We start from the raw sequence: 23,574 nt of genomic DNA on the forward strand, positions 1-23,574 counted from the left end.
CTAGGGGTCGTTAGCATCTCGTTCATGGCAAGGGAAACGGCGCGGCCGGGGGCGGCCCCGCGGAACTACCCCAAAGGGGAACGGCGGCGCGCCCAGATCATCGAGGCCGCGTTCACCGCGTTCGGGCAGGTCGGCTACCGCAACGCGAGCATGGTGCAGCTCGCCGCCGCCTGCGGTGTCTCACGCGCGGGCCTGCTGCACCACTTCCCGACCAAGGAGTCGCTCCTGGAGGCGGTCCTGGAGGCACGCGACCGTCAGGACGGCGAGCACTTCCTCGAGTCGGGCGCACTCAGCCAGGACGGCCTCGCCTACTTCGCCGCGATGATCAGGCTCGTCGCGCACAACCAGGCCAACCCCCTCATCGTGAGCCTGTTCGCGGTGCTGTCCAGTGAGGCCACGGCGGCGGACCACCCGGCGCGCCCGTACTTCACCGCACGCTACGAACGCACCCGCCGCGAGATGCAGTCGGCCGTCGACGACCTGGCACGGCGCGGGCTGCTGCGCCCCCATGTGGACGCCTCGCACCTGGCGGCGGATCTGGTCGCGTTCATCGACGGCCTGCAGGTCCAGTGGCTGCTCAGCCCGGACACCATCGACATGCCGGATCACCTGCGCGGGATGCTGCGCAACGTCATCGGCGTCGAACTCCCCTAGTCTCCAGTGGTTTCCAGCCTGTTGCGACGTTCCGGAAAGGCCGAGTCGGCGTGGATGTGTACGAGGCGGTGGACAGCCGCCGGGCCGTACGGGCGTTCAGCGATCGGCCGGTGCCCCGGGAGGTGCTGACCCGGGTGCTGGCCGCGGCCTCGCGGGCGCCGTCCAGTGGGAACCTCCAGCCCTGGCAGGTGTACGTGGTGTCCGGCGAGCCGCTGGCCGAGCTGAAGCGGCAGGCCACGGCCAGGGCGCTGGCGGCCGACCCGGGCGACGAGCGGGAGTACCCGATGTACCCGGCCGAGCCGGCCGCGCCGTATCCGGAGCGCTTCGCCGCCGCGGCCGCGCAGCGGTACGCGGCGCTGGGCATCGAGCGCCAGGACCCGCAACGGCCCGTGAAGATCGCCGCGTTGAACACACAGGCGTTCGGCGCGCCCCTCGTGCTGTTCTGCTACCTCGACCGGGCGATGGGCCCCGGGCAGTGGGCGGACGCCGGGATGTACCTCCAGACGGTCATGCTGCTGCTGAGGGCAGAAGGCCTGCACAGCTGCCCGCAGGTGATGTGGACGATGTACCGCCGGACGGTCAGCCGGCTGGTCGGCGCCGGTGACCGGCTCGTGCTGCTGTGCGGTGTCGCGGTGGGCTTCGAGGAAGAGGGCGCGCCACGGGTCCGCACCGACCGGGCCGCGGTGGCCGAGACGGTGCGGTTCATCGGGCTTTAGCGGGCTTGCCGGCCCGGGTGGGGCGGTGTGCTTGAATGCCGGGTATGGACGGCTCCGCCCGCATGTGGATCAGCGAGATCCCCTCCCTCGACCCGGACGCCCGGGGAGTGATTCTCGACCTCGACCAGACATCCGCCGATCCGGCCGAGCGGATCGCCTGCATGCTGCTGAACCGCGGGCACGAGGGCGAGGCCGGGGTGTTCTACCTGCTGCCGGAGGATCTTTCGGCACGCTACGAGCGGACCGGGAACCGGCTCGCCGTGTCCCTGCTGGCCCGCCGGGACGTACTCGCCCAGGACCTGGTCTCACGGCCGGCCGCGCTGCGTGCGCACCTCGACCGGCTGCCCCGCGACCCCTTGCATGACGGCCGTGTCGTCCTCGTGCGCCGGGAGACCGTCACCGACTTCGTGCCCGCCGAGCGGGACGGTTTCCAGCAGCCCGTGGTGCTGATCGACCACAGCGCCGAGGACGGCGACGGGCCGGTCGCCCTGACCGAGCTGCTGAGCCTGTTCGAGAGGCACGAGGCGGGCGTCGTGGTCGTCGCCGCGCCCAAGGCGGCGCAGGCCTGACCGCACCGGCCCGCCACTGCGCCCCGCGGCGGACGGATGACGGTCACAGCCCGAACAGGCGTGCCGCATTGTCGTGGCACACCGCGCGCAGCCACTCCTCGCCGAGCTCCAGCCGCTCCAGGGCGTGGAGCTGGTGCACGTAGGGGTACGGGATGTTGGGGAAGTCGGAGCCGAGCAGGACGCGGTCGCCCAGAGCGGCGATCCGGGGCAGCGCCCGGGGCGGGAACGGCATGAACCGCTCGGTGAAGTCCGTGAAGGCCATCGTGGTGTCCAGCCGCACCTCCCCGTACCGCTCGGCGAGGCCGGCGAACTCCTCGTACTCCGGCATCCCCATGTGCGCGATGATCAGCCGCAGCCTCGGATGGCGGGCCAGTACCCGCGCGACCGGACCGGGACCGGTGTGCTTGCCGGGGGCGGGACCGGAGCCGCAGTGGATCACGACGGGAATCCCGGCGTCGGCCAGCAGACCCCAGGCCCCGTCGAGGAGTTCGTCGGCCGGGTCGTACCCGCCCACCTGCACGTGCGCCTTGAACACCCGGGCGCCGGCCTCGACGGCCGCCCGGACGTACGTCTCGACGCCCTGTTCGGGGAAGAGGGTCGCCGTGTGCAGGCAGTCGGGGGTACGTCCGGCGAAGTCGGCGGCCCACGCGTTCAGCCAGACCGCCATGCCGGGCTTGTGCGGGTAGAGCATCGAGGTGAAGGACCGGACGCCGAACTCCCTGAGGAGAGCGGTGCGTTCCGCCTCCTCCTTCCGGTAGGTGATGGGCCACGCGAGGTCGCCGATCAGCGGTCCGTTCGCGTCGAAGTAGTTCCAGACCTTGTGCAGGACCCGCTCGGGCATGAAGTGGGTGTGGACGTCGATCAGCCCGGCCAGGCCGAGCCGTTCCCTGAAGAGCCGGATCGCCTCAGGTTCGGCGGGGACGGCGGAGGTGGCGGGGGCCGTGCGGTGATCGTTCATACCGCCAACGATCGGTGCCGGGGAGCGACGAGTCCAGCCCCAGCCGCATCGGCCGGGCGCGGACCGGGACCGGCGCAGTGGTGACGAAGCGTCAAGTTTCTTTGATTGATGCGGAATTCAGGCGACAGCACTGGCGCTCCACACCTACCAGCGGGTAAGTCATGGCTCTGCCACCTTCGGCAACTCGTGTCACAGCGAAGGGATATCCCGTGCGTCTGCGCCCCCTGCGCGTCCTGTGCTGTTCCGCCGTCCTCGCCCTGTCGGCGCCCGCGTTCCTCCCGGGCACCGCGTCGGCCGCGGTCCCCGCCTCCTCGGTCTACCTCCAGAACTACGTCACCGGTCTCAACGCCGCCGACAGCGGCGGCACCGTCGCCGCGCACAACCCCAAGGGCAACGAGGACCACCAGCAGTGGACCGCCGTCGCGGTCAGCGGTGGCTACCAGCTCCAGAACGCCGACGAGTCCGGCACCTGCCTGGGACGCAGCGGCACCACCGCGGTCACCGCCGCCTGCGGTACGGACGGCACCACCTGGACGATCACCGCCGGCGCCGACGGCACCTACTCCGTCACCGTCCCCGGCACCTCGCAGTACCTCACCGGCTCCTCCTCGGACTCCGGCGCCGTACAGGTCGGCTCCTCCGGTGACCTCGCCCGCTGGTACCTCACCCCGGTCTCCTACGCCACCACCGCGATGCCCTCCGCCGACACCCGCACCCTCGACCAGGTCACGTTCCTGACCGCCCACAACGCCTTCGCCAACGGCTCGGACGGCAACTTCGCGTCCTTCCCGGTCAACCTGTTCCCCAACCAGAACTACGGCATCAGCCGGCAACTGTCCGACGGCGTGCGGGGCTTCATGCTCGACGACTACACGGTCTCCGGGCAGGCCGTGCTGTGCCACAACAGCTGCTCCGGCGTGAGCAACCCGGTCCCGCTCGCCACCGACCTCCAGCGCATCGTGGACTTCCTCAAGGCCAACCCCGGCCAGTTCGCCACCGTGTTCCTGGAGGACTACGCCTCCTCCGACGTGCTGAAGTCCTCCCTCGCCTCCGTCAACGGCCTGTACGACGTGCTGTACCGGCCCGACCAGGAGGGCGTCGCCACCAAGGGCTGGCCCACCATGGCCGACCTCGCGGCCCGCGGCAAGCAGTTGCTGGTCTTCAGCGACCGGACCCGGGCGAGCGACACCGCCAACGGGTATGCCACCCGCGACACGTTCGGTGTGATGTACCAGCGCGAGTGGACCGTGGAGAACTACTGGTCCATGGGCGGCGGCCTCGGTGACTCCGACTGGTCCTGCTACAGCCGATGGGGCACCGACAGACCGCTGACCACGGACTCGTCCGCCTTCCACCCGCTGTTCGTGATGAACCACTTCCGGGACTATCCCATCGCCGGCACCGCCGCCACCGACAACGGCAAGATCCTCAACCGGGCGCAGAACTTCTGCACTCCCGCCGCCCGGAAGAAGCCCAACTACGTGGCCGTGGACCGGTACGACACCGGGTCGCCCACGCCGCTGAGCACGGTGGGCAGCCTGAACACGTACGTCCTCGCACCCGGACAGTGAGCGCGGGCCGGGCGAGGCGGCGGGTGGGCCCTCGCCCCGCCCCGCCCGGCCGGGACCGGGCACGTCCGGCTCAGGGGCCGTCGCGGTGGGAGCCCGGGGTGTGGCCGAAGGCGCGGCGGAAGGCGTCGATGAAGGCGCTGGCCGACGAACAGCCGCAGGCGTGGGCCACCGCCGTCACCGGCATCCGGTCGGCGAGCAGGACCAGGGCGTGCTGAAGGCGCAGCTGGGTGCGCCACTGCGGGAAGGTCATGCCGAGGTCGGCGCGGAAGAGCCGGGAGAGGGTGCGGTCGCCGGCGCCGACCGTACGGCCGAGTTCCCTGAGGGTGCGGCCGTCGGCCGGGGCGGCCCGCAGGATCGCGCACACCTCGCGGAGCAGGGGTGCGGTGGGGGCGGGCAGGTGCAGCGGCTGCTGCGGTGAGGCCTGCAGCCGGTCGAGCAGGACGGCACGCAGGCGGGCCCGTTCCGGGCTGTCGTCGTCCTCGTCGCGGGTGTAGGCGATGATCAGCTCGCGCAGCAGCGGCCCGACGGCGAGCACGGTGGGGGTGTCGAGCGCGAGCGGGTTCTCGGCGGCGGGCAGTCCGACGAAGTGGAGTTCGAGTTCGCCGTAGGCCCGGTGTGCGTGGACGGTGCCGGCCGGCACCCAGATGGCGCGGTTGCCCGGGGCGCCCCGGGCAACCGCGCCGGTCGTCACGGCCAGCACGCCGCGGCCCGCGTAGACGATCTGGTGGTCGTCGTGGCGGTGGGCGTCGACCTCGTGGCCGGCGGCGAGCCAGCGGGTCCGGGTCGGCGCGACGGCCTCGTGGCGGATTCCCGTCTCACTTGGCAGATGACCGGAAGCGCGACAGGCGGCCCGGCCCGGAGCATGGCGGGGTGCGAAGGAACTCGTCGATCACTCTGCTCTCCGTCGGCCATGGCCGTGTCGACATCTACCAGGGCGACGTCGCGGCGCTGCTGCCGTTCTTCGTCGCCGAGCGCGGGTATGCGTACGCGGTCGCCTCCGGGGTCGTACTGGCCGCATCCGTGCTTTCGTCGGTGGCGCAGCCGCTGTTCGGGCGGTCACCGACCGCCGGCCGCTGCCCTGGCTGCTGCCGGTGAGCACCCTGCTCGGCGGTGCGGGGGTGGCGTTCAGCGGGCTGGGCGACTCCTATGCCCTGACCCTCGTGTTCACGGCGCTGTCCGGGATCGGCGTGGCCGCCTACCACCCCGAGTCCGCCCGGGTCGCGCGGCTCGCCAGCCGGGGCAGCCACGGTGCGATGGCGGTGTTCGCCACCGGCGGCAACATCGGCTTCGCACTGGCCCCGCTGATGGTGGGTGCCGTGGTGGCGGGCTGCGGGCTGCGCTGGACGCCGTTGCTGGTGATACCGGCGCTGGCCGGTGCCGCGCTGTGCCTGCCGGTGCTGCGCGAACTGCGGAGCCCGGGCCCCCGGGCCGCCCCGTGGAGGTCATTCGTGCGCGCTGGGCACCCGGAGCGGGTCGTGAGGAGCGTCGGGCTCGGCGGCGGCGAGTCGCTCGCCCAGTTCGCCCAGCCGGCTGTGGCCGAGAGCGGAGCGGACCTTGGGGAACCACTCCTTCTCTTCCTCCTCGACGTGGTGCCGCACGTTCTCGATGAGAACGGTCATCTTGGCGTCGAACCGTTCGTCTTCGGGGTCTGGGCCCGCCAGTTCGGAGAGCATCCGCAGGACGACGTGATGTTCCTCGACGCTCTCCAGTACGTGGTCGGTGGTGTCCGGCACGGCGGCACGCGCGGCGGGGTAGAAGATCTCCTCCTCGATCCAGGCGTGGACCGTCAGCTCCTCGATCACCCAGTCGGCGATCTTTCGCCTGGTCTTGTAGGCACGGTCCCCGGCCTGCTCGAACTCCTTGAACAGCTTCTCGACCGTCTGGTGGTCGTCCTTGAGCAGCACAATCGCGTCCATGGGCCCGCCTTCGCGTTGTCCGGGACGTCCCGCAAGAGAGCGGGGAGTTTTCGCTGGTGGAAATACCGAAAGCCGATCGGCTCCCACGCTCCGGTTACGCCCGGCAGTGCGTCCGACTCATCCGAAGCGCGCCTTTTGCGGCGTACTGTCATGTCGTGAATACAGTTGATTACTGAACGTAATCACCGCCAGTCAAAGTGCACGTCCACACCATGTCCCGGCTGCGGGTACGCCGCGGGTTGCGAAGTGAAAGCGAACTGCTGTGCGCCGAACTCGACGCGGCGTAGGCTGAAGGTGCGTTCTTGATCCCGGCGCCCCCGTCGACAGACGGCGTCGTCCTTCGGCAAGCGGACCAGCTTCCCTGTTGTGTGCTCAGGTGGTCTCCTACCGGCGGTAGCACCGGTCCGTCGGCGAACTCGCTGCTCACCTTTCGAGCGCGCCTGCACGGATGCAGCCTCTGCGGTGGCTTCGGTACGGGCGGGAAAGCCGAGGCGCTGTGCAATTTGTGCATACGATGATCCGGTACCGAGGCGATGGCCGGGTGACCGTCTTCCTGGAGGGTGAGATCGATCGGACCACCGTTCCTGCCGTCGGCGCCGCCCTGGCGACATGTCTGGCCAACAGGATGACGGAGATCGACGTCGATCTCGCCGCCGTCGGATTCTGCGACGCCAGCGGTCTGAACGTCTTCCTCGAAGTCTCCCAGCACCTGGCCGCCTCGGATGGCGAGCTGCGGCTGCACCATCCAGCCCCGGTCGTGAGTCGGCTCCTGGACCTCACGGGCACGGGATTCCTCCTGGCAGAAGAGGAGTCGGGCGTTGAACAGCCTGCAGCCGAGACAGCTCAGCCGTCCGGCGAAGTCGCATGATCAGCGATCGGATGGCGGAGATCCTGCGGCTGCTTCAAACCGAGGAGTGGCCGGACGTGGCGGCGGATGCGGCTGAGCTGCTCGCTGTGGACGGGATTGCGGTCAGCGCGGGCAACGCACCAGGAGGGACGGAGATCCTCTGGTCCTCGGGCAGCCTCTCGCGTGACTTCGAGGACCTGCAGCTCACCCTCGGATACGGACCGGGGCCGGACTGCCTGGCCGACGGCATCGCGGTGCGCGTGCCCGATCTGGGCCGCGTGAGAGAGGACCGCTGGCCCGCCCTCCTCGTCGAGGGGTCCGCCCTGAACGTTCGGGCCGTGTTCTGCTTCCCCCTGCACATCGGTGCCATCACACTGGGCGTGCTGACCCTGGTCAGAAGGACCCCAGGGCACCTGACACCCCTGCAGGGCGACGATGTCAACGTACTGGCCGTCGCCCTGACGAAGCGCGTCCTGGATCTCGGGAGCCCGCTGCTGTCGGCCGCGGAGAACCAGGACCTGGTTGCCCCGGTACTGCATCAGGCGGTCCTCCACCAGGCGACCGGCATGGTCAGCGTCCAGCTTTCCGTAACCCTGGCGGAGGCTCTGCTGCGGCTCCGTGCCTACGCCTACGGCAACAGCCGCACCCTCACCGACACAGCCCGGGACGTCGTGGACAGGCGGCTGCGGCTCGAACCCGACCCGCACCCGACGAACGTCACCGAAGACGAAGACGAGGACTGATCTCGATGGCAACCCGTGAACATCAACTCACCGAAGTCTTCGTCGAGGTGGCCGACTCCCTGATCGACGACTTCGACGTCATCGACTTCCTGCAGAAGCTGTCCGTGCACTGCATGGAACTGCTGGATGTCGCCGCCGTCGGCATCCTGCTCGCGGACGAGAACGACAAGCTCCACGTTCTCGCCGCTTCCGACGAACACACCCGGCTGCTGGAACTTTTCGCCCTCCAGCACGAGCAGGGCCCCTGCGTCGACTGCTACCACGACGGCCTGCCGCGGATCAACGTCAGCCTCACCGACCCCACGGCGACCACCAGGTGGCCACAGTTCGCCCGCAGCGCCCAGGACACCGGTTTCGTCTCCACCAACGCCCTGCCGCTGCGGCTGCGCGGACGGGTCATCGGCGCGCTCAGCCTGTTCAGGGCGGGGCCCGCGCCGCTGGCCGAACAGGACCTCTCCCTCGCCCAGGCTCTCGCCGACGTGGCGACCATCGCCATCCTTCAACAGCGCACGCTCGCCCACAGCGAGGCCGAGCGCGACCAGCTCCAGTACGCCCTCAACAGCCGTATCGTCATCGAGCAGGTCAAGGGCATCCTTGCCGAGCGATGGCAGATGCCCATCGACGAGGCGTTCGGCATCTTCCGCGCGTACGCTCGCGCCCACCACCGCAAACTCTCCGAACTCGCCCGGGCCATCGCCGGCGGCACGCAGGGCACCGACACGATCCGCGCCTTTCCCCCGCGGGCAACGCAAACGGACAGCTGAACCTGCCGAGCTCGTCCACCGATCGTTCCCGCCGCGCCGAGGGGCGATCGCCGGCCTGCTTGCGCCTGGGCACGGTGGACGCCGGCCGGAGGCGCGCTCCGCAGATGCCAAGCGACGACACCACGTCGGCGCCGTGACCATGAAGCCGCGTACCGCGCCCGGTGCCGTCCCGTCGGCGCCCACCAGTCGTCGTTCACGCTTCGATCGGCCGGGTAACCACACACCACGGACCGCCGAATCATGACACCAGCCACGCCCGGCCGGGGCGCCTCAAAAAGATCCCGCTACGAGCCCGTACGCGTGGACGGGGAATTGGTGCACCATGGCCCCGGGACTCCTTGACGAGCCCCGGGGCTCTCGCGTGCCCGGGGGCGCGAGTTCAGGCGATGCGTGGGGATCTGGAACAGAGACCACTCACATCGCCTGTAGCCGCCGTCGCTCAGGCTCTCCACACGACCGACCTACCAGGCCGGGGCCGCGTCGTGAACCAGAGACCCGCCCGGTCCGAAGTGTCAGGGGGCACCGGTGAACTTGAACTCGCCGGCGTGGTCGCCAGTCCCGCCATCGAAAGGCCGGACCGACTGGTCCTGGTCGCGGCGGAGTGGCCGAACGACCGAGCAACCGCAACCGCGTCACTGACCCGCTCGTCGACAGGTGGCCGCCGGCTGATCTGACTCGGTGCCGCCCAGTTACACTCGGCCGGCTCAGTCCGCCGGGTGGCCTGGGGTGATGTCATGGGTGTCGTTCAGCGTCAGCAGCGGGCTTCTGGTGCCCGAAGGGTTGTCCGCCGCCTCCGGAGCGAGCAGGAAACCGACGTGGTCGCCGCCGTCGATCCGGTTCTCCACGCGACCGACGAACCAGGCGGGGGCCTCGTCGAGGATCAGCGATCCGCCCGGTCCTGGATGCCACGGGATGTGCGTGAACTTGTCGGTGCGGTCGCCGGTCTCGCCGCCGAAGAGCCGGGCCAGCCGGTTCCGGTCGCGGCGGAGGAGATGGACCGCCAGACGTTCGGCACGCTCGGCGACCTGGTACGTCCGGTTGGCTTTGGACAGCCAGACCATGAACCGGGCTGGCCGGATCGAGCACTGCGAGGCGAATCCGACCAGGCAGCCGGCTCTTTCCCCATCGGCCACCGCGGTCACGACGTACATCGGATAGTCGAGCAGGTCGGTGAAGGGATCAAGATCGGTCACGGTAGCTGGCTCCCGCTTCAAGAGATCGGACATCGGGTCACTCCGCGCCCTGTCGGTGTGCCCCTGCGGCGCCCGGATGATCATCGAAGTGTCCGCTATGCCGTGTGAGGTCCAATTCGCCGGGCACTCGGAACAGTGACGCATGGGTCGGGTGTGCCCTGCGAGGCTCGCCCGTGAGGCGCCCCCTCATATCGAGCCACCCGACGAGTGAGTCCGGTGACACGCTCGGGGCGCGGGCTGCGAGATGTACATGTGATTGACACGACGACCCGGAACGACAGCGCGGGCGACTCGGTGCTGGCCCCGTGGCGGGTGTACGCCCCCAGCACGACACCGTGTTGTCGACCCGGGCTCTCTACCGGGAGCGCGTCTGCGCGGGGGCCGCTGTCCTGGACATGGGATCCGGTGCCGGTGCCCTCGCGCTGGCCGCCGCCCGGCGGGGCGCCCACGTCACCGCCTTCGACAGGACCTCCCGGGCGGTCCTGGCCACCCGGTTCAACGCCCGGCTCACGCGACTGCCCGTCGAAGTCCTCCACGGTGATCTGTTCGGCCCGGTTGCCGGCCGCAGGTTCGACCTGGTCGTGAGCAATCCGCCCTATGTCCCCGCGCCCCCGGGTCCGTCCCGCGCTGCCACCACACCGCGGTGACGTGGGATGCGGGTGCCGACGGACGCCTCCTGCTGGACCGGATCTGCCGCCGCGCGCACACGTCACTGGTTCCCGGCGGTGTGCTACTGCTCGTGCACTCCGCGCTGTGCGGCATCGCACCGACCCTGGCCGCGTTGGAGCGGTCGGGACTCCAAGCCCGGGTGATCGACCGGCGTCTCGTGCCGTTCGGTCCGGTGCTCCGCTCGCGCGGGGCGTGGCTGCGAGAGCGGGGGCTCGTCGACGCCGGCGAGGAGAAGGAAGAGCTGGTGATCATCCGTGCCGAACGATGACGGTCCCGGACCCGAGCGGTCCGGGAAGCACACGGCACGGGAGGACCCCGGCCTGTCGTCTGAGATGCGGCCGGGGTCCCGGGCTGCTGTTGAGGCTCTGGTGTGTCGGCCCGGCTCAGCCGGGAGAAGTCTGCGGTGTGCCGGTCCGGGCTCCGACGGCTGTGGCCCCGGTGGCCGCCACTGGAGTGCGCACGGCCCTCACCTCGCCGTCGGCGGAGCGGAAACGGCCGGGATCTGCGGGCGTGCCGCGGGATCGCGGACTTCGTGGTCTTCTCGGCGCGCGGGCACGGGCCCCCGGTGAGCAGCGCCGACAGCGGATCGAGCACGGCCGTCGGCGAGGACCCGAGGGGAGCGCAAGAGATCCGGAATGACGTGAGGCAGCGCGTGCTGCCGGGGATCGGCGTGAGGGAAACGGTCGCAGTCATGACGCGAACCCTGCTCCGGGCCGACCGGAACCGGCCCGGCGTGATCAGATCGCCGAAAGTGACAGCGACATGGAAGCCGGTGCACGAAATACCCTCGGTCACACCGGCATACTCCCACGCCGGTCCGACCAGACTCCCCGTCCGGGCAGCGCGGCCGGCCCAGGACCGTGCACATGGAGCCTGCCATGCGGGATCCGGTGACAACACCCCAGGCCGACACGCGGAGTGCGGACCCGGGGGCGGTCCGGCGGCCACCGTCAACGGACTGCGACTCCCAAGCCCACGCTGTCCTTCACAACGGTGGACATACTCTCCATGAGCCGCCCGACCTCCGCGACCGTGGCGGCGGGCGGCACCACCAGCAGGTCCCACCGGCCGCGGCCGGGCGCCAGCAGGCAGACGATGGACGGGGAGCGCTGGGTGGTCGTCCGGCGCAGGCGTACGACCTGGTTGGCGACGAGCAGCCGAGCCGGGAACGCGGACCATACGGCCTCATCCACAAGGGCGCTGGTGATCTGTCCCCAGGCGTGCGGCAGGCCGCCCAGCAGCCTGGGCAGTTCGGACGCCAGATCGGGCGAGTGGGGCCACCAGACGCCGTCGATGCGCCGGGCCATGTGGCCCTGTGCCGGCTGGGACGCCAGGCGCAGGCGGACGGCGGACGTCGAGGAGAGCGGGGGCGGTGGGGCGAGTGTCATGGAAACTCCTGAAGGGGATGCGGTCGCTCGGGTTCACACGCGGCGGGCGGCGATACGGTCCGGGGTGGGCCAGCGCACGTCCCTGACCCAACCGAGACATTCGAAGAAGCGGATCAAGGCGGCGGACGGATCGAGCTGGCCGCGGTCGACGCCGTGCCGGGCACAGGTGGGATCGGCGTGGTGCAGGTTGTGCCAGCTCTCGCCGAACGAGATCAGGGCCAGGGGCCACAGGTTGGTGGCGCGGTCGTGGCGACGGGTACGGAACGGGCGCTCACCGATCACATGGCAGAGAGAGTTCACGCTCCACGTCACGTGGTGGAGCAGGGCGATGCGGACAAGTCCCGCCCACAGCAGGGCGGTCAGGGCGGACACCCAGCTGCCGCCGATCAGCCACCCCACGGCGAAGGGCAGCGCGAGGGTGAGCACACACAGGGCCGGGAAGGCCCGGGACACGGCCCGGATGTCACGGTCAGCCAGCAGATCGGGAGCGTAACCCGTCGCGGACGTGGGGTCGTTGCGGAACAACCAGCCGACGTGGGCATCCACAAGTCCCCGCAGGTGACCGCACACAGACGTGCCGTAGCGATACGGAGAGTGAGGGTCGCCCGGCCGGTCGGTGAAGGCGTGATGGCGGCGATGGGTGGCGACCCAGCCGATCACGTCCCCCTGGAAGCTCATGGACCCGGCCACCGCGAGCGCGATGCGCAGCGGCCGTACGGCCCGGTAGCTGCCGTGGGTCAGACCACGGTGGAAGCCGACCGTGACGCCCAGGCCCGTGACTGCGTAGAGCAGCGCGGCGAGCAGGACATCGACGGGATGGATCACGCGCCCCCACGACAGCCAGACGGCCAGACCGACTGCCAGGAACGGGAGAAAGACGATCAACGCCGTGATCGCCAGGGACAGCCGCTCGCTGCCGGTGCGCTCGGCAGCCGTTCCCTCGCGCGGGAAGGGTGCCCTCCCCTCGTACTCCGGGGACGGCGGGGAGCCGTCCGGCGGGACGGCGGACGGGGAACGGGGGATACGGAGAGACATGCGCGGTCCTTGACCTCGGTGACGACAGTGCGGCCGGGGTCTTGGGCTGCGCCTCTTCGACGGTGACTGCGTACCGCATCGCTGAGAGCGGATGCGAGTCGCACGGACGGTGGATACGGGAGCCACAGGGGCTTGGGCTGGTGAGGACGTGGACAGGGGGCGGCGGGTCCCTCAGGCCGTCTCGCCCGGGTGGGTGCGATCGTCGGGCGGTCTGCTCGAGTCGAGCCAGGAGCCGAGCGGACCGGCGGCGCGCGAGGCGTCCAGTGTGAGGTGCAACCGCGTCCCGGTGCCCGAGGGGCCCGCAGGATAGCTGCGCTGCTCATCGCCGGCGAACAGCACCCGAAGCGCGTCCGCGACGCGTCGGGCCGCTTCGGGGTCGGCGGAGACCAGGCGAACCTCCACCCGGCCCTGCCCACTCGGCTCGTGCGCGGCCTCGGGACGGGATGGGCGGTGCGGGGCTTCGGATGTCACAGGGCGGAACCTGCCCGGACCTGAGCGGCCCACATCTCTCGTACGACGAGGACGAGACCGGTCTGAACACCGGCGTACGACGTGCCCTCGACTTTTTCAGCTTACTCCTGCCGCTCGGGACAGCCGCGCCGACACACCTGAAGTGGTGCGGTGTCCGCCGAAGCCGTCGGCCGGCGCCCGATGACGGCAAAGACAGCCCTGCCGGGCGCCCGGACCTCCAGAGGTCATCCTCGGGCTCGTGGCGTTTCCCGCCGGTCCGAGGGTCCTCCGCGGGGATCGGGTGTGCCTGATGGGTGCCGGTGGCGATGAGGATCTGTGCGGCATGGGTGACGTCGTCGGCTCGGACGGCCCTGGCCATCGCGGCAAGGGCGGCGTCGGGTGTCGCGTGCGGCGGGACCACGAGAAGGGAGGAGTGGTCCTGGTCGCCCCGAGTGATCAGGACGGTGTCATCACCGACCGGGAAGGAGTCGAAATGGACGACCTGGTCGTCGATGACCAGGCGCGTGGGAAGTTCATCCCATGCGGCCAGAAGGTCTGGGGCGACGTCGGCACGGACGCCATGTGGTCCTCGAGCACCATCAAGGTCATCGGCAGCGAAATCGATGACCCGGACTTCGCCGACAGGCTCTCCCGTCTCATCGGCGACCACGGCGCGGAAACCACGTCCACCTCCGTCTCCGAATAGGGTGAGTCCACCTCGACGTCGATGCGGCAGGAACGGACCCTTCCCGCGGGCGCGATCCGCGCCCTGCCCGAGGGCACGTGGTACCTCGAACCCGGCGCCGACGCCCTGGCCGCCGCCTCCGCCCACGCGACGAAGGCCATCACCGCCCGCGCTGTCGCCAAGCAAACGCCTCGCCAGGGCGACTGCGACATCGCCGCCTGCCCCACCGCGCGTCCTCACTTGCCTCCAGTTCGGTTCGGCCCGCACATGCACCGCTGCCGATTCGGCGCCAGCCGTCTCCACCCGTCACCGGCGCTCCCTCTCGGTGCTCGCACGGTCACCTGGTCATCTCCCGGAGAAACACGCCGGCACCACGACCGGCCCATTTTCATCCTGCCGCCCGAAACCGCCCCGGACGCACACGAGCGGGCCGGCGTCGCCGTGTTCGGGCTCATGTCCCACACCATCGAGGCGCCGTGGATGTCGGCGGTGGTGCGGACCGTGAGCAGGTCGGCCGGGTGTGCCTCGATGAACCGGTCCCAGACGGCGATCTCGGCGAGGGTGTGCTCGTACGGCGGCAGGTCGTCCATGGTGTAGCCGAGGGTGATGTTCACGGCGGTCAGGCCGGAGGCGTGGGCGTCGGCGATCGCGTGGGCGTCGACCGCGAGTTGTTGTCGAGCTGGCCCAGGGCGTTGACGATCACGGGGCGGCCGGAGGCGGTGTCGGCGTCGGTCACTGGGCGTCCTTCTCGAACTCGGCGCGGTCGAAGCGGTGTCCGCGTCTGACGGTGTACGTGATGGTGCGCAGGTTGCCGATGTCGTGGAGGGGGTTCTCGTCCAGGACGGCGAAGTTGGCGAGCTTGCCGGGTTCGACGGTGCCCATGTCCGCCTCGGTGCCGGCGGCGCGGGCGCCGACGAGGGTGGCCGAGCGCAGGACGTGGGCGGCGGGGACGCCGCAGCGGTCGACGAGGAAGGCGAGTTCGCCGTACAGGGCGGGGAAGGGGTCGGCGGGGTCGGTCTCGTGGTCGGTGCCGGTGCAGACATCGACTCCGGCGCGGTACGCCTGGGCGGTGACGGCGGCGGCCAACTCGGCGTTGCGGGCGGCCCGTTCGGCGGACTCGGCGCTGTCGCCCCGGAGTTCGTCGCTGGCCCACATGGACGCGGTGGCGTCCAGGACCGTGCCGCGGCGGCGCATCTCGGCGAAGAGGGCGGCCAGTTTCGGGTCGTCGCCCGCGGCGAAACGGTCGTGGTCGACCGGCGGTTTGGTCTTGTAGCTGCTCAGCGGCTCGGTGGGGTCCTCGAAGGCGAGCAGGGTGACGTGGGAGACGCTGTCGACGCCCGCTGCGACGACCTCGCCGGGCGCGGCCGGGAAGACGGTGGCGTGTGCCCAGACGGCGATGCCCTGGCGGTGTGCCTCGGCGGTGACGGCGGCGACGGTCGCGGCGTCCAGGTCGGCGTAGACCTTGATCGCGGCGGCGTGGGTGCCGCGGGCGAGGGCGACGGCGATCGCCAGGTCGGTGTCGGGGGTGACGGCCTGCATCCAGGGGACGGCGCCGGGTACGGCGCCGCGGGAGACCTCGTGGGTGCGGGGGTCGTCGAAGAAGGAGGGCCCGGCCATGAGGGCGGCGTAGCGGATGTCGGGGCCGGGGATCTCGCCGACCAGGGTGGCCCGGGCGAGGTCGCCGATGTGGCGCAGGTCGTCGGCCATGTCGCGGACGGCGGTGACCCCGCCGTTCACCAGGCGCCGGAGGACCGCTTCGGCGACGGGGCGGTCGGGCGGGGTGGCCAGGTGCTGGTGGGTGTCGATGAGGCCGGGGAGGACGAACCGTCCGTCGAGGTCGACCTGGGGGGCGTCGGCGGCGTGCGGGGGCAGCGGGTCGGCGTCGCCGGTGACGGTGTGCAGCCGGGCGCCGTCGGTGACGATCGTGGTGTTCGGCCGGAGCGGGCCGCCGGTGCCGTCGAAGAGGGTGGCGCCGCGGTAGACCGTGACGGTTCCGGCGGGTGGAGCGGCCCAGGGGGTGGGGGCGCCCGGGGGCAGGTCGGTCATGGTCACCCTTCGGTCCGCTGAGGCTGTGCTGCTTTGTTACGTGGTACGTAACAGCTGTATCGTGTGGTGAAAACCCAGGTAACTGTACTCTGCAGCCGGTGGACCGCCGCAAGGGCCCGTACCGGACAGGACGCGCCGGGCCGCGCAGCGCGGCACCGGGGCCGAGAGGGAAGAGCCGCCGTCATGCCCGACGCACCCGTCGCCCCGGGGCCGCCCCGGTCGGCCGTGGACAAGGCCCTCGACCTGGTCGAGGCCGTCTCGCGCGCGCCGCAGCCCGTGCGGCTGACCGATCTCGCGGCCGAGGTCGGGCTGCACCGCGCCACGGCGTACCGGATCCTGCTCGACCTGGTCCGGCGGGGCTGGGTGCTGCGGGCCGGCGACCGGTACCTGCCGGGCGCCGCCGTGCTGCGGATGTCCGCGTCGGCCGCGGGCAACTCGCTGACCGCGCTGGCCCGTCCGGTGCTGGAGCGGTTGTCGGCCAGGACCTCGATGATGGTGAACCTCCAGGTGCTGGAGGAGGGCGGCGGCCGGGTGATCGACGTGGTCAGACCCGAACGGCTCGCCATGATCAGCCATCTGCGGGGCGAGCTGCTGCCCGTACGACGGTTCGCCGGGCCACTGGCCCTGGTCGCCGCGCTCGAACCGGAGGCGCGGAAGCGGTGGCTGGGCAGGCTGCCCGATGACGACGCCGACCTCACGCGGGAGTTGGCCGAGGTCGCGCGGACGGGTATCGCCGTCGAGCACGGCCGTAACGACAAACTGGTGGCTTCCGTCAGCCGCGCGGTCGTGCCCGCCGCTGGGGCGCCGGTGTGCGCGCTGACGGTCGTGGGGCCGGAGGCCGAGTTCGACGGCCCGAAACTGGCCGCCGTGGAACGGGAGTTGACCGTGGCTTCCGATGAACTGGTGGCGGCGCTGACCGCCGACGGAGCGGAGGCGGGCCGATGAGCGGTGTGCTGGTGCTGGACCGCCGGCAGACGGCCGCGGCGCTGGAGCCGGCCGCCGTGCTCGACGCGGTGGGCCGGGCGCTCGTCGCCGTCGCCCGTGGCGAGGTCTCCGTTCCGCCGCGGATCGCCGCCCTGACGCCGGCCGGCCTGCTCGGCGCGATGCCCGGGTACGTCGGCGGGCTGGGCCTGGCCGCGAAGCTGGTGACCGTGACCGCCGATCCGGAGCACCCCGGACGGAGTTTCCACCGCGGGCTCGTGGTCCTGTTCGACGAGCATGACGGGCGGGCTCTCGCACTCGTGGACGCCGAGGCGCTCACCGAAGTCCGGACGGCCGCGTCCGCCACACACAGTGCGCTGGCCCTGGCCGCACGGCCCGGTCTCGGCCGGGTGGCGGTGGTGGGGACGGGGGCGCAGGCGCGGGCCCAGTTGGCGCTCCTCGCCGCCGTCCGGCCGCAGGCGGAGGTCGCCGTGGCGGGCCGCGACCCGGTGCGGGCGGGTGAGGCGGCCGTGCTGTTCCCGGGTGCGCGGGTCGCCACGGGCATCGAGGACGCCGTGCGCACGGCCGACGTGGTGTTCTGCTGCACCGGCGCCACCGCTCCCGTCGTCCGCAGGGAGTGGCTCTCCCCCGGCGTCCATGTCTCCTCGGTCGGCGGCTCGCAGGGCCCCGAACTGGATCCCGGCACGGTCCGGGACGCGGCCCTGTTCGCCGAGTGGACCGGCGCGGCCGCATCGCCGCCGCCGGCGGGCGCGCACGAACTCCAGGACCTGCCCCCGGGGCGGTCCCCCGCCCTCCTCGGCTCCGTCCTCGCCGGCGACCACCCGGGGCGGGACGGTGACACCGGGGCGCTCACGGTCTTCAAGTCCACCGGGCACGCCGCGCTGGATGTGGCGGCGGTCCGGGTGGCCTACGACGCGGCAAGGGCACGGGGGTTGGGGGTACGCGTCGACCTGTGACGGTCACCGGGACCGCCCTGCCGGGAGAAGCCCCTCCCCCACCCTTTGTTTCACAGTACATCTAGATGCATAATGTGATTATGGACGACCGGGTCGAGGAGCGGGCCGCCGACGGCCGACCGGGCGGCGAGGCGGGTCTCGCCGGGGCACCGGAGCAGCTGATGGCCGCCGTCGAGCAGTTGGTACGGCATGTACGGCACAGCGCCACCGCCGGCGGCCTGAGTACCGCCGCCTCCTCGGCGCTGGCCCGGCTGGGCCGGGAGGGTCCGCTGCGACTGACCGAACTGGCCCGCGCCGAAGGCGTCTCGCAGCCGGGGATGACCCAGCTCATCGGCCGGCTGGAGCGCGCGGGGCTGGTGGCGCGCAACGCCGACAGCACCGACGGCCGGGGGGTCCTCGTGGAGATCACCGCGACCGGCCTCGACGTCTTCCGGCAGCGCCGCGCCGAGCGCACCCACGCCCTTCAGGAACTGGTCGAGGAACTGACCGGGCCCGAACAACGGGCCGTACGGCTCGCCCTGCCCGCCCTGGCCCGCGTGATCGAGGAGCGCCGGGCACGCGGCTGAGGCGCAACCCGACCTGCGCGCCTCCAGGAGAGACACCCTTCCGCCTCCGTCCCGTCCGTCCGCATCCGGAGAGAGGACCGTTGATGAGTGCACCGCACCAGAGGGCCGCGAGCCCCTTCAGGCAGCCGAAGGCCGTGTGGGCCGTGGCGTTCGCCTGCGTGATCTCTTTCATGGGCATCGGCCTGGTGGACCCGATCCTGCCCGCGCTGGCCGACAGCCTGCACGCCTCGCCCAGCCAGGTATCGCTGCTGTTCAGCAGCTACCTGATCGTGACCGCGGTCGCGATGCTGATCGTCGGCTGGGTGTCCAGCCGGATCGGTGCCAAGCGCACCCTCGTCACCGGTCTCGCGATCATCGTCGTCTTCGCCGCGCTGGCCGGCGCCTCCGGCTCGATCAACGGCATCGTCGGTTTCCGGGCCGGGTGGGGGCTGGGCAACGCCCTGTTCATCGCCACCTCGCTGGCCGTCATCGTCGCCTCGGCCAGCGGCGGCTTCGCCGGGGCGATCATCCTCTACGAGACCGCCCTCGGCCTCGGTATAGCCGTCGGCCCGCTGCTGGGCGGCGAGTTGGGCGGCATCAGCTGGCGGGGGCCGTTCTTCGGTGTCGCCGTCCTGATGGCGATCGCGCTCGTCGCGACGCTGGCCTTCGTGCCGGCGCTGCCCAGGCCGGAACGCCGTACCTCGCCGCTGGCGCCGATCACGGCGTTGCGTCACCGTGGCCTGCTGACCATGGGCATCATGGCCCTGCTGTACAACTGGGGCTTCTTCACGATGCTCGGCTACGCGCCCTATCCGATGGAGCTGAGCGCCCATCAGCTGGGGCTCGTCTTCACCGGCTGGGGGCTGCTGGTGGCCGCGTTCAGCGTCTTCTTCGCACCGCGTCTGCAGGCCCGCTTCGGCACCGCACCCGTGCTGTACGCCAACCTCGTCGGCCTCGGCGCGGTGATGGCCGTCATCGCCGCGGGCGTCGGCACGCCGACGGTCGTGATCGTCGCGGTGATCGTCAGCGGCATCTTCATCGGCGTCAACAACACGCTCACCACCCAGGCGGTGATGGTCGTCTCGCCGGTCGAGCGTCCCGTCGCCTCCTCCGCCTACGGCTTCCTGCGGTTCATCGGCGGCGGCCTGGCCCCTTACGTCGCCGGGAAGCTGGCCGACGCGACCGACCTGAGCGTGCCGTTCTACCTGGGCGCCTGCACCTTCCTGCTCGCGATCCCGGTGCTGGCCAGCGGGCACCGGCTGCTGCGGGACGCGGAGGCCCGCCTGGCCGGAGGCGAGCCGGCCGTCCCCGCGCTCACGCCCGTCGGGCGGCAGACCGCGCCCGGCACGGCCCCGGTCGTCGTGGCCGTCGGCGCCCACGGGCGGGCCGCGGCCGTCGTGGACGCCGCCGCCCGGCTCGCACGGGACACCGGCAGTCCGTTGGAGGTGGTGCACGTCCAGCGGACCGCCGTCGTGGAGGAGTTGGCGGCGGACACCGAGACCCCCGATGAGGCCCGGGCCGCGGTCGTCGCCCATCTCGACCGGCTCGCCGCCCAGGGGTTCGCCGCCACCGGCCAGATCCTGGACAGCGTCGGCGACCACGCCGCCGCAGGCCGGGTCCTCGCCCGGCATGCGGCCGAGGTCCACGCCCGCGCCGTCGCCGTCGGCCGCTCACCGCGCGGACCGCTCGCCCAGTTCGCCGACGGCAGCCTCACCACCGCGCTCGCCCACGCCGCGACCTGCACGGTCGTCCTGGTCGACCCGGCCGACGCGCCGCTTCCGCTGACCGCGTCGACGCTCGTCGAACTCCGCGAACGGCCCGCCTGATCCGGGGGCGGCCGACCGTACTGTCGCAGGAAGGCGTGCGGTTGAGCCGGTCGCCCGAAATTCGTTCGGCGCCCGTCCTGCAGCGGAGCTAGCCTCGCTGCTCATGGGAGCACGAGCGCAGTACGTGGTGGTCGAGAACGGCGCCTGGCAGCGGTACTACTCACACTGGGCCGCCAACCGGGTGGTCCAGGATCTGCTGCCCGGCCCGGCCGCGGCGACCCGCTGCTTCCGCGCCAACCGGGAGATCGACGAATGGCTCGACGACGTGTGGTGCGAGGGTGCGGCACTCGTCGACCACGACCGCCGGATCCTGCTCTGGTTCGCCTACGCGGGCGACTGGGCCGACCACCTCGCCGCCCGCTCCGTACTGGCGCGGACATGGCCCGGCTGGGACGTCCGCTTCGCGCACGACGGCATGGGTGACCTGACCCACCACCTGGGCCTCGGCAGGGACCTGACCCGTACGCCGGGCTGGTTCGAGACCTTCGAGCCTTCCGGGTTCGCGGCCAGCGAGTACACCGAGCCCTCCTCCGTCGTCTCCCTGCGGCTGCCCGACGGAAGCGTCCGCGCGTGGGGCAGCGACTGGGAGCCCGTCGAGCACCTCGCCGGCGGCCCCCGCCTGGTCGACCTGGTCGCCGCGTCGTCAGCCACTCCTGCGCTCACGGACATGCCGCACGGCGGTGTCCATTTCGACCCGCAGGCCCGCACCGTCTCACTGTGGGCGGTGCAGACCGTGGCCGGCGTTCACGACTGGCCGTTGCCGCGCTGGGAGGACTGGGTCCTGGACTTCCGCGGCGACGACCACACCCTCCAGGCCGGGCTGCTCCCCGCGGACTTCCCCTTCCCGGCGCCTCCGCTCGCGACCGCACTACGGGGGCTCGGCGACTGCTTCGGAGCCCCGCTGCCCGACGTGAGCGCACTTCTTGCCCGCGCCGCGGGTGCCCCCGGCCCTGAGGGCACCACCTCCGTGGTGAACCCCGCCGCGCAGGTGCCGCACGAGCCTGCCGATCCCGCACCGGCCGAACTGGCCGCGCTGCGTGGGGCGATCGATGTGCTGGTCTCAGAGGCGGAGGCCGGCTGACCAAGCCCGGGTGGGTGCCCCGGTCCGGCGTGGAGTCATCGCATACCGAACCCGAACACCATGTCGGGCCAGCCGGTGTCAGGCGTTCGGCCGTCGAGCGCCTCAGTGATCGTCCGCTCCTCGTACCGGAAGTGGGATTCCATGATCGCCGCCAATCCGTCGAGTTCGCGCCCGATCGCCTCCAGGGTTGAACCACGCGGTTCGGCAGCCCCGTCGGCGAGTTCCCTCACCCGGGACAGGATCGAGGCGATCAGTCCATAGTCCTCGACGAGATTCGCGACCGTCGCGGCAAGATCCGGGCGTTCTCGGAGCAGTTGGGAGAACATCCCGTTGTCCTCCCCCTCATGGTGCGAGGACAACGCGTTGCAGAAAGCCAGGCAATGAGTGAGCAGCACGTCGTCACCCGAACGACGGTGTCCCAGGCCTGTCCTGATCTCACGGATCTGGCGACGCAGTTCTTCATGCGCTCGCGCAAGTTGCCGGCTCAGGGCGACCGCGCGGTCGCCGTCACGGGAAGCCACGGAAGGCGGCCCCTTCGCTTCCGCACCTCCATGCCTGACGCAGACCGTCACCGGCACGCGATGCTGCCGCCATACGATCATGCGACGCGGTGGAACGGCAAGCACGATTGCCGTTCCAGCGGCAGCGCCGTGACGGCGCGGGCGACACACGTGGGTGCGGGCCGTCAGGCCGCCGTGCTGCCGGACCGCCTCGGACGAGAAGGTCAGCCCCGGTTCGGCCCGGTCACGCCCTGGGTGGGTGCGGCGGGCCGGGCCGGCTCCGCGGTTTCCTGGCCGGTGACCACCTTGGAGGGGCGGTTGCCGCGGTCCAGGCGGCCGCCGGTGACGGCCAGGCCGAGGCCGGCCGCGGCGAGGAGCGCGCCGACCAGGTTGGGTGCCGCCCAGCCCCAGCCCGCCGAGATGACCAGGCCGCCGAGCCAGGCACCGGCCGCGTTGGCCATGTTGAAGGCGGAGTGGTTGGAGGCCGCCGCCATCGTCGGGGCGTCCTTCGCGTTGATCATCAGCAGCATCTGGACGGGGGTGGTGATGAGCGCGCCCATCGCGCCGATGAAGGTGACCGTCACCAGGGCCGGCACCGTGCTGTGGACGGTGAAGTAGAACGTCACCAGCGCGGCGCCCAGCAGGATGATCCCTGCGTACAGAGTGGAGCGCAGGGCGCGGTCGGTGAGGGGGCCGGCGACCAGGGTGCCGGCGGTCATACCGACGCCGTAGAGGGCGAGGACCCAGGTGGTCGACGAGTCGGAGAGGCCCGTCAGGTGCGTCAGCATGGGGACGAGATAGCTGTAGACGGCGAAGAAGCCGCCGAACCCGACGACGGCGGTGGCCAGGCCGATGAAGACCTGCCGGTTGCCCATCGCACGCAGTTCCTGCCGGATGCCCGCCTGCGGGCCGCGCGGCTGGTGGGGTACGAGCAGGGCGAGGGCGAGGAGCGCCACGAGGCCGATGACGGCGACCGCGCAGTAGGCGTACCGCCAGCCCAGGTGCTGGCCGAGGGCGGTGCCGGCGGGGACGCCGACGATGTTGGCGATGGTGAGGCCGAGGAAGACCCGGGAGACGGCGCGTGCCGCGCGGTCGGAGGCCACCAGCCGCGAGGCGACGACGGCGCCCACGCCGAAGAGGGCGCCGTGCGGCAGTCCGGCCAGGAAGCGGGCGGCGAACAGCAGGCCGAAGTTCGGGGCGAGCGCGGACGCCGTGTTGCCCACCACGAAGAGCCCGGTCAGCAGGAGCAGCAGCCGCTTGTGGGGCACGCGGGCGCCGATGCCGGTCAGCAGGGGGGCGCCGACGACGACACCGAGGGCGTAGGCCGAGACGAGGTTGCCGGCGTGCGGCACCGACACTCCGACGCCGTCCGCGATCTGGGGCAGCAGGCCCATGGTGGCGAACTCGGTGGTGCCGATGCCGAAGGTGACGACGGCAAGGGCCAGCAGAGCCAGAGGCATGATGAGCGGGGGAACCTTTCGGGGACGGCGGGTCCGGGAGGGGAGGCCGGACGGAAGCGA

General features: G+C 71.5%; 25 protein-coding genes and 3 pseudogenes. 16 read left to right on the forward strand and 12 right to left on the reverse strand.

Annotation, left to right across the window (positions count from 1 at the left end; genetic code table 11):
* The first annotated feature begins 24 nt into the window (after positions 1 to 24).
* Genes ACFY6U_RS34860 through ACFY6U_RS34870 form a run of 3 tightly spaced genes read left to right on the forward strand, consistent with a single transcriptional unit; the run spans position 25 to position 1,939 of the window.
* Positions 25 to 654, forward strand: coding sequence for a TetR/AcrR family transcriptional regulator (locus tag ACFY6U_RS34860; RefSeq protein ID WP_390044663.1), 630 nt, complete (start codon positions 25 to 27; stop codon positions 652 to 654).
* A 50-nt stretch (positions 655 to 704) separates the two neighbouring features.
* Positions 705 to 1,370, forward strand: a complete 666-nt coding sequence (locus ACFY6U_RS34865) for a nitroreductase (protein WP_390044665.1) — start codon at positions 705 to 707, stop codon at positions 1,368 to 1,370.
* A gap of 44 nt (positions 1,371 to 1,414) precedes the next feature.
* Positions 1,415 to 1,939 carry a hypothetical protein gene (locus tag ACFY6U_RS34870; protein WP_390044667.1) on the forward strand — a complete coding sequence of 175 codons (525 nt, stop codon included), beginning with the start codon at positions 1,415 to 1,417 and terminating at the stop codon, positions 1,937 to 1,939.
* Between the two features lie 43 nt (positions 1,940 to 1,982).
* On the opposite strand, the gene ACFY6U_RS34875 is transcribed toward ACFY6U_RS34870, so the two are convergent.
* On the reverse strand, positions 1,983 to 2,897 hold the full coding sequence (locus ACFY6U_RS34875; RefSeq protein WP_390044669.1) for an amidohydrolase family protein: 915 nt from the start codon (positions 2,895 to 2,897) through the stop codon (positions 1,983 to 1,985).
* Between the two features lie 215 nt (positions 2,898 to 3,112).
* Between ACFY6U_RS34875 and ACFY6U_RS34880 the strand changes: the two genes are divergently transcribed.
* Positions 3,113 to 4,468, forward strand: a complete 1,356-nt coding sequence (locus ACFY6U_RS34880) for an RICIN domain-containing protein (RefSeq protein WP_390044985.1) — start codon at positions 3,113 to 3,115, stop codon at positions 4,466 to 4,468.
* Positions 4,469 to 4,538: 70 nt separating this feature from the next.
* Here the strand turns inward: ACFY6U_RS34880 and ACFY6U_RS34885 are convergent, their stop codons facing one another.
* The gene (locus ACFY6U_RS34885) at positions 4,539 to 5,294 is read right to left on the reverse strand and encodes an AraC family transcriptional regulator (protein ID WP_390044987.1); all 756 of its coding nucleotides are present in this window, start codon (positions 5,292 to 5,294) and stop codon (positions 4,539 to 4,541) included.
* 44 nt (positions 5,295 to 5,338) lie between these two features.
* Here ACFY6U_RS34885 and ACFY6U_RS34890 point away from each other — a divergent pair.
* Positions 5,339 to 5,889, forward strand: a pseudogene (locus ACFY6U_RS34890) (MFS transporter); the annotation flags it as partial.
* Positions 5,890 to 5,910: 21 nt separating this feature from the next.
* Here the strand turns inward: ACFY6U_RS34890 and ACFY6U_RS34895 are convergent.
* A complete protein-coding gene (locus tag ACFY6U_RS34895; RefSeq protein WP_390044989.1) occupies positions 5,911 to 6,384 on the reverse strand; it encodes a hemerythrin domain-containing protein in 474 nt (157 codons plus the stop codon).
* A gap of 541 nt (positions 6,385 to 6,925) precedes the next feature.
* Between ACFY6U_RS34895 and ACFY6U_RS34900 the strand changes: the two genes are divergently transcribed.
* From ACFY6U_RS34900 to ACFY6U_RS34910, 3 genes are read left to right on the forward strand one after another with little or no spacing between them, the layout of a single operon-like run.
* Positions 6,926 to 7,252, forward strand: a complete 327-nt coding sequence (locus tag ACFY6U_RS34900; RefSeq protein ID WP_390044671.1) for an STAS domain-containing protein — start codon at positions 6,926 to 6,928, stop codon at positions 7,250 to 7,252.
* Positions 7,249 to 7,974: a GAF and ANTAR domain-containing protein gene (locus tag ACFY6U_RS34905; RefSeq protein WP_390044673.1), complete on the forward strand. Its 726-nt coding sequence runs from the start codon at positions 7,249 to 7,251 to the stop codon at positions 7,972 to 7,974. Before ACFY6U_RS34900 ends, ACFY6U_RS34905 begins: the two co-directional genes overlap by 4 nt.
* Before the next feature lie 5 nt (positions 7,975 to 7,979).
* Positions 7,980 to 8,738: an ANTAR domain-containing protein gene (locus tag ACFY6U_RS34910; protein WP_390044675.1), complete on the forward strand. Its 759-nt coding sequence runs from the start codon at positions 7,980 to 7,982 to the stop codon at positions 8,736 to 8,738.
* A 704-nt stretch (positions 8,739 to 9,442) separates the two neighbouring features.
* On the opposite strand, the gene ACFY6U_RS34915 is transcribed toward ACFY6U_RS34910, so the two are convergent.
* Positions 9,443 to 9,931 (reverse strand): flavin reductase family protein, encoded by a 489-nt coding sequence (locus ACFY6U_RS34915; protein ID WP_390044677.1) that lies wholly within the window; start codon positions 9,929 to 9,931, stop codon positions 9,443 to 9,445.
* A 305-nt stretch (positions 9,932 to 10,236) separates the two neighbouring features.
* On the opposite strand from ACFY6U_RS34915, the gene ACFY6U_RS34920 reads away from it, so the two are divergent.
* Positions 10,237 to 10,578 (forward strand): methyltransferase, encoded by a 342-nt coding sequence (locus ACFY6U_RS34920; RefSeq protein ID WP_390044678.1) that lies wholly within the window; start codon positions 10,237 to 10,239, stop codon positions 10,576 to 10,578.
* Complete coding sequence (locus ACFY6U_RS34925; protein ID WP_390044680.1) at positions 10,575 to 10,868, forward strand: hypothetical protein; 294 nt, start codon at positions 10,575 to 10,577, stop codon at positions 10,866 to 10,868. Before ACFY6U_RS34920 ends, ACFY6U_RS34925 begins: the two co-directional genes overlap by 4 nt.
* A gap of 682 nt (positions 10,869 to 11,550) precedes the next feature.
* Here the strand turns inward: ACFY6U_RS34925 and ACFY6U_RS34930 are convergent.
* The 4 genes and pseudogenes from ACFY6U_RS34930 to ACFY6U_RS34945 form a co-directional block, all read right to left on the reverse strand.
* Positions 11,551 to 11,988: a DUF5994 family protein gene (locus ACFY6U_RS34930; RefSeq protein WP_390044681.1), complete on the reverse strand. Its 438-nt coding sequence runs from the start codon at positions 11,986 to 11,988 to the stop codon at positions 11,551 to 11,553.
* 33 nt (positions 11,989 to 12,021) lie between these two features.
* A complete protein-coding gene (locus ACFY6U_RS34935) occupies positions 12,022 to 13,023 on the reverse strand; it encodes an acyl-CoA desaturase (protein ID WP_390044683.1) in 1,002 nt (333 codons plus the stop codon).
* Positions 13,024 to 13,194: 171 nt separating this feature from the next.
* The gene (locus ACFY6U_RS34940) at positions 13,195 to 13,494 is read right to left on the reverse strand and encodes a hypothetical protein (protein WP_390044685.1); all 300 of its coding nucleotides are present in this window, start codon (positions 13,492 to 13,494) and stop codon (positions 13,195 to 13,197) included.
* A 241-nt stretch (positions 13,495 to 13,735) separates the two neighbouring features.
* Positions 13,736 to 14,017, reverse strand: a pseudogene (locus ACFY6U_RS34945) (DUF5994 family protein); the annotation flags it as partial.
* On the opposite strand from ACFY6U_RS34945, the pseudogene ACFY6U_RS34950 reads away from it, so the two are divergent.
* Positions 14,018 to 14,377, forward strand: a pseudogene (locus tag ACFY6U_RS34950) (TraM recognition domain-containing protein); the annotation flags it as partial.
* A gap of 17 nt (positions 14,378 to 14,394) precedes the next feature.
* Here ACFY6U_RS34950 and ACFY6U_RS34955 read toward each other — a convergent pair.
* Together ACFY6U_RS34955 and ACFY6U_RS34960 are read right to left on the reverse strand one after the other, a co-directional pair.
* Positions 14,395 to 14,772, reverse strand: a complete 378-nt coding sequence (locus ACFY6U_RS34955; RefSeq protein WP_390045013.1) for a hypothetical protein — start codon at positions 14,770 to 14,772, stop codon at positions 14,395 to 14,397.
* A gap of 118 nt (positions 14,773 to 14,890) precedes the next feature.
* Positions 14,891 to 16,204 (reverse strand): amidohydrolase family protein, encoded by a 1,314-nt coding sequence (locus tag ACFY6U_RS34960; RefSeq protein ID WP_390044687.1) that lies wholly within the window; start codon positions 16,202 to 16,204, stop codon positions 14,891 to 14,893.
* A gap of 183 nt (positions 16,205 to 16,387) precedes the next feature.
* Between ACFY6U_RS34960 and ACFY6U_RS34965 the strand changes: the two genes are divergently transcribed.
* The 5 genes from ACFY6U_RS34965 to ACFY6U_RS34985 all read left to right on the forward strand — a co-directional run bounded on the left by ACFY6U_RS34965 (position 16,388) and on the right by ACFY6U_RS34985 (position 21,554).
* Positions 16,388 to 17,149, forward strand: coding sequence for an IclR family transcriptional regulator (locus tag ACFY6U_RS34965; protein WP_390044689.1), 762 nt, complete (start codon positions 16,388 to 16,390; stop codon positions 17,147 to 17,149).
* A complete protein-coding gene (locus ACFY6U_RS34970) occupies positions 17,146 to 18,102 on the forward strand; it encodes an ornithine cyclodeaminase family protein (protein ID WP_390044691.1) in 957 nt (318 codons plus the stop codon). Before ACFY6U_RS34965 ends, ACFY6U_RS34970 begins: the two co-directional genes overlap by 4 nt.
* A 161-nt stretch (positions 18,103 to 18,263) precedes the next feature.
* Positions 18,264 to 18,668, forward strand: a complete 405-nt coding sequence (locus ACFY6U_RS34975; RefSeq protein ID WP_390044991.1) for a MarR family winged helix-turn-helix transcriptional regulator — start codon at positions 18,264 to 18,266, stop codon at positions 18,666 to 18,668.
* An 83-nt stretch (positions 18,669 to 18,751) separates the two neighbouring features.
* The gene (locus ACFY6U_RS34980) at positions 18,752 to 20,473 is read left to right on the forward strand and encodes an MFS transporter (RefSeq protein ID WP_390044693.1); all 1,722 of its coding nucleotides are present in this window, start codon (positions 18,752 to 18,754) and stop codon (positions 20,471 to 20,473) included.
* Positions 20,474 to 20,576: 103 nt separating this feature from the next.
* Positions 20,577 to 21,554, forward strand: a complete 978-nt coding sequence (locus ACFY6U_RS34985; RefSeq protein WP_390044695.1) for a hypothetical protein — start codon at positions 20,577 to 20,579, stop codon at positions 21,552 to 21,554.
* A gap of 35 nt (positions 21,555 to 21,589) precedes the next feature.
* Here the strand turns inward: ACFY6U_RS34985 and ACFY6U_RS34990 are convergent, their stop codons facing one another.
* Together ACFY6U_RS34990 and ACFY6U_RS34995 are read right to left on the reverse strand one after the other, a co-directional pair.
* Complete coding sequence (locus ACFY6U_RS34990) at positions 21,590 to 22,075, reverse strand: hemerythrin domain-containing protein (protein WP_390044697.1); 486 nt, start codon at positions 22,073 to 22,075, stop codon at positions 21,590 to 21,592.
* 203 nt (positions 22,076 to 22,278) lie between these two features.
* Positions 22,279 to 23,514: an MFS transporter gene (locus ACFY6U_RS34995; RefSeq protein ID WP_390044699.1), complete on the reverse strand. Its 1,236-nt coding sequence runs from the start codon at positions 23,512 to 23,514 to the stop codon at positions 22,279 to 22,281.
* Positions 23,515 to 23,574 lie beyond the last annotated feature (60 nt).

Source organism: Streptomyces sp. NPDC013157 (assembly GCF_042899865.1).
Taxonomy (GTDB): Bacteria; Actinomycetota; Actinomycetes; order Streptomycetales; family Streptomycetaceae; genus Streptomyces.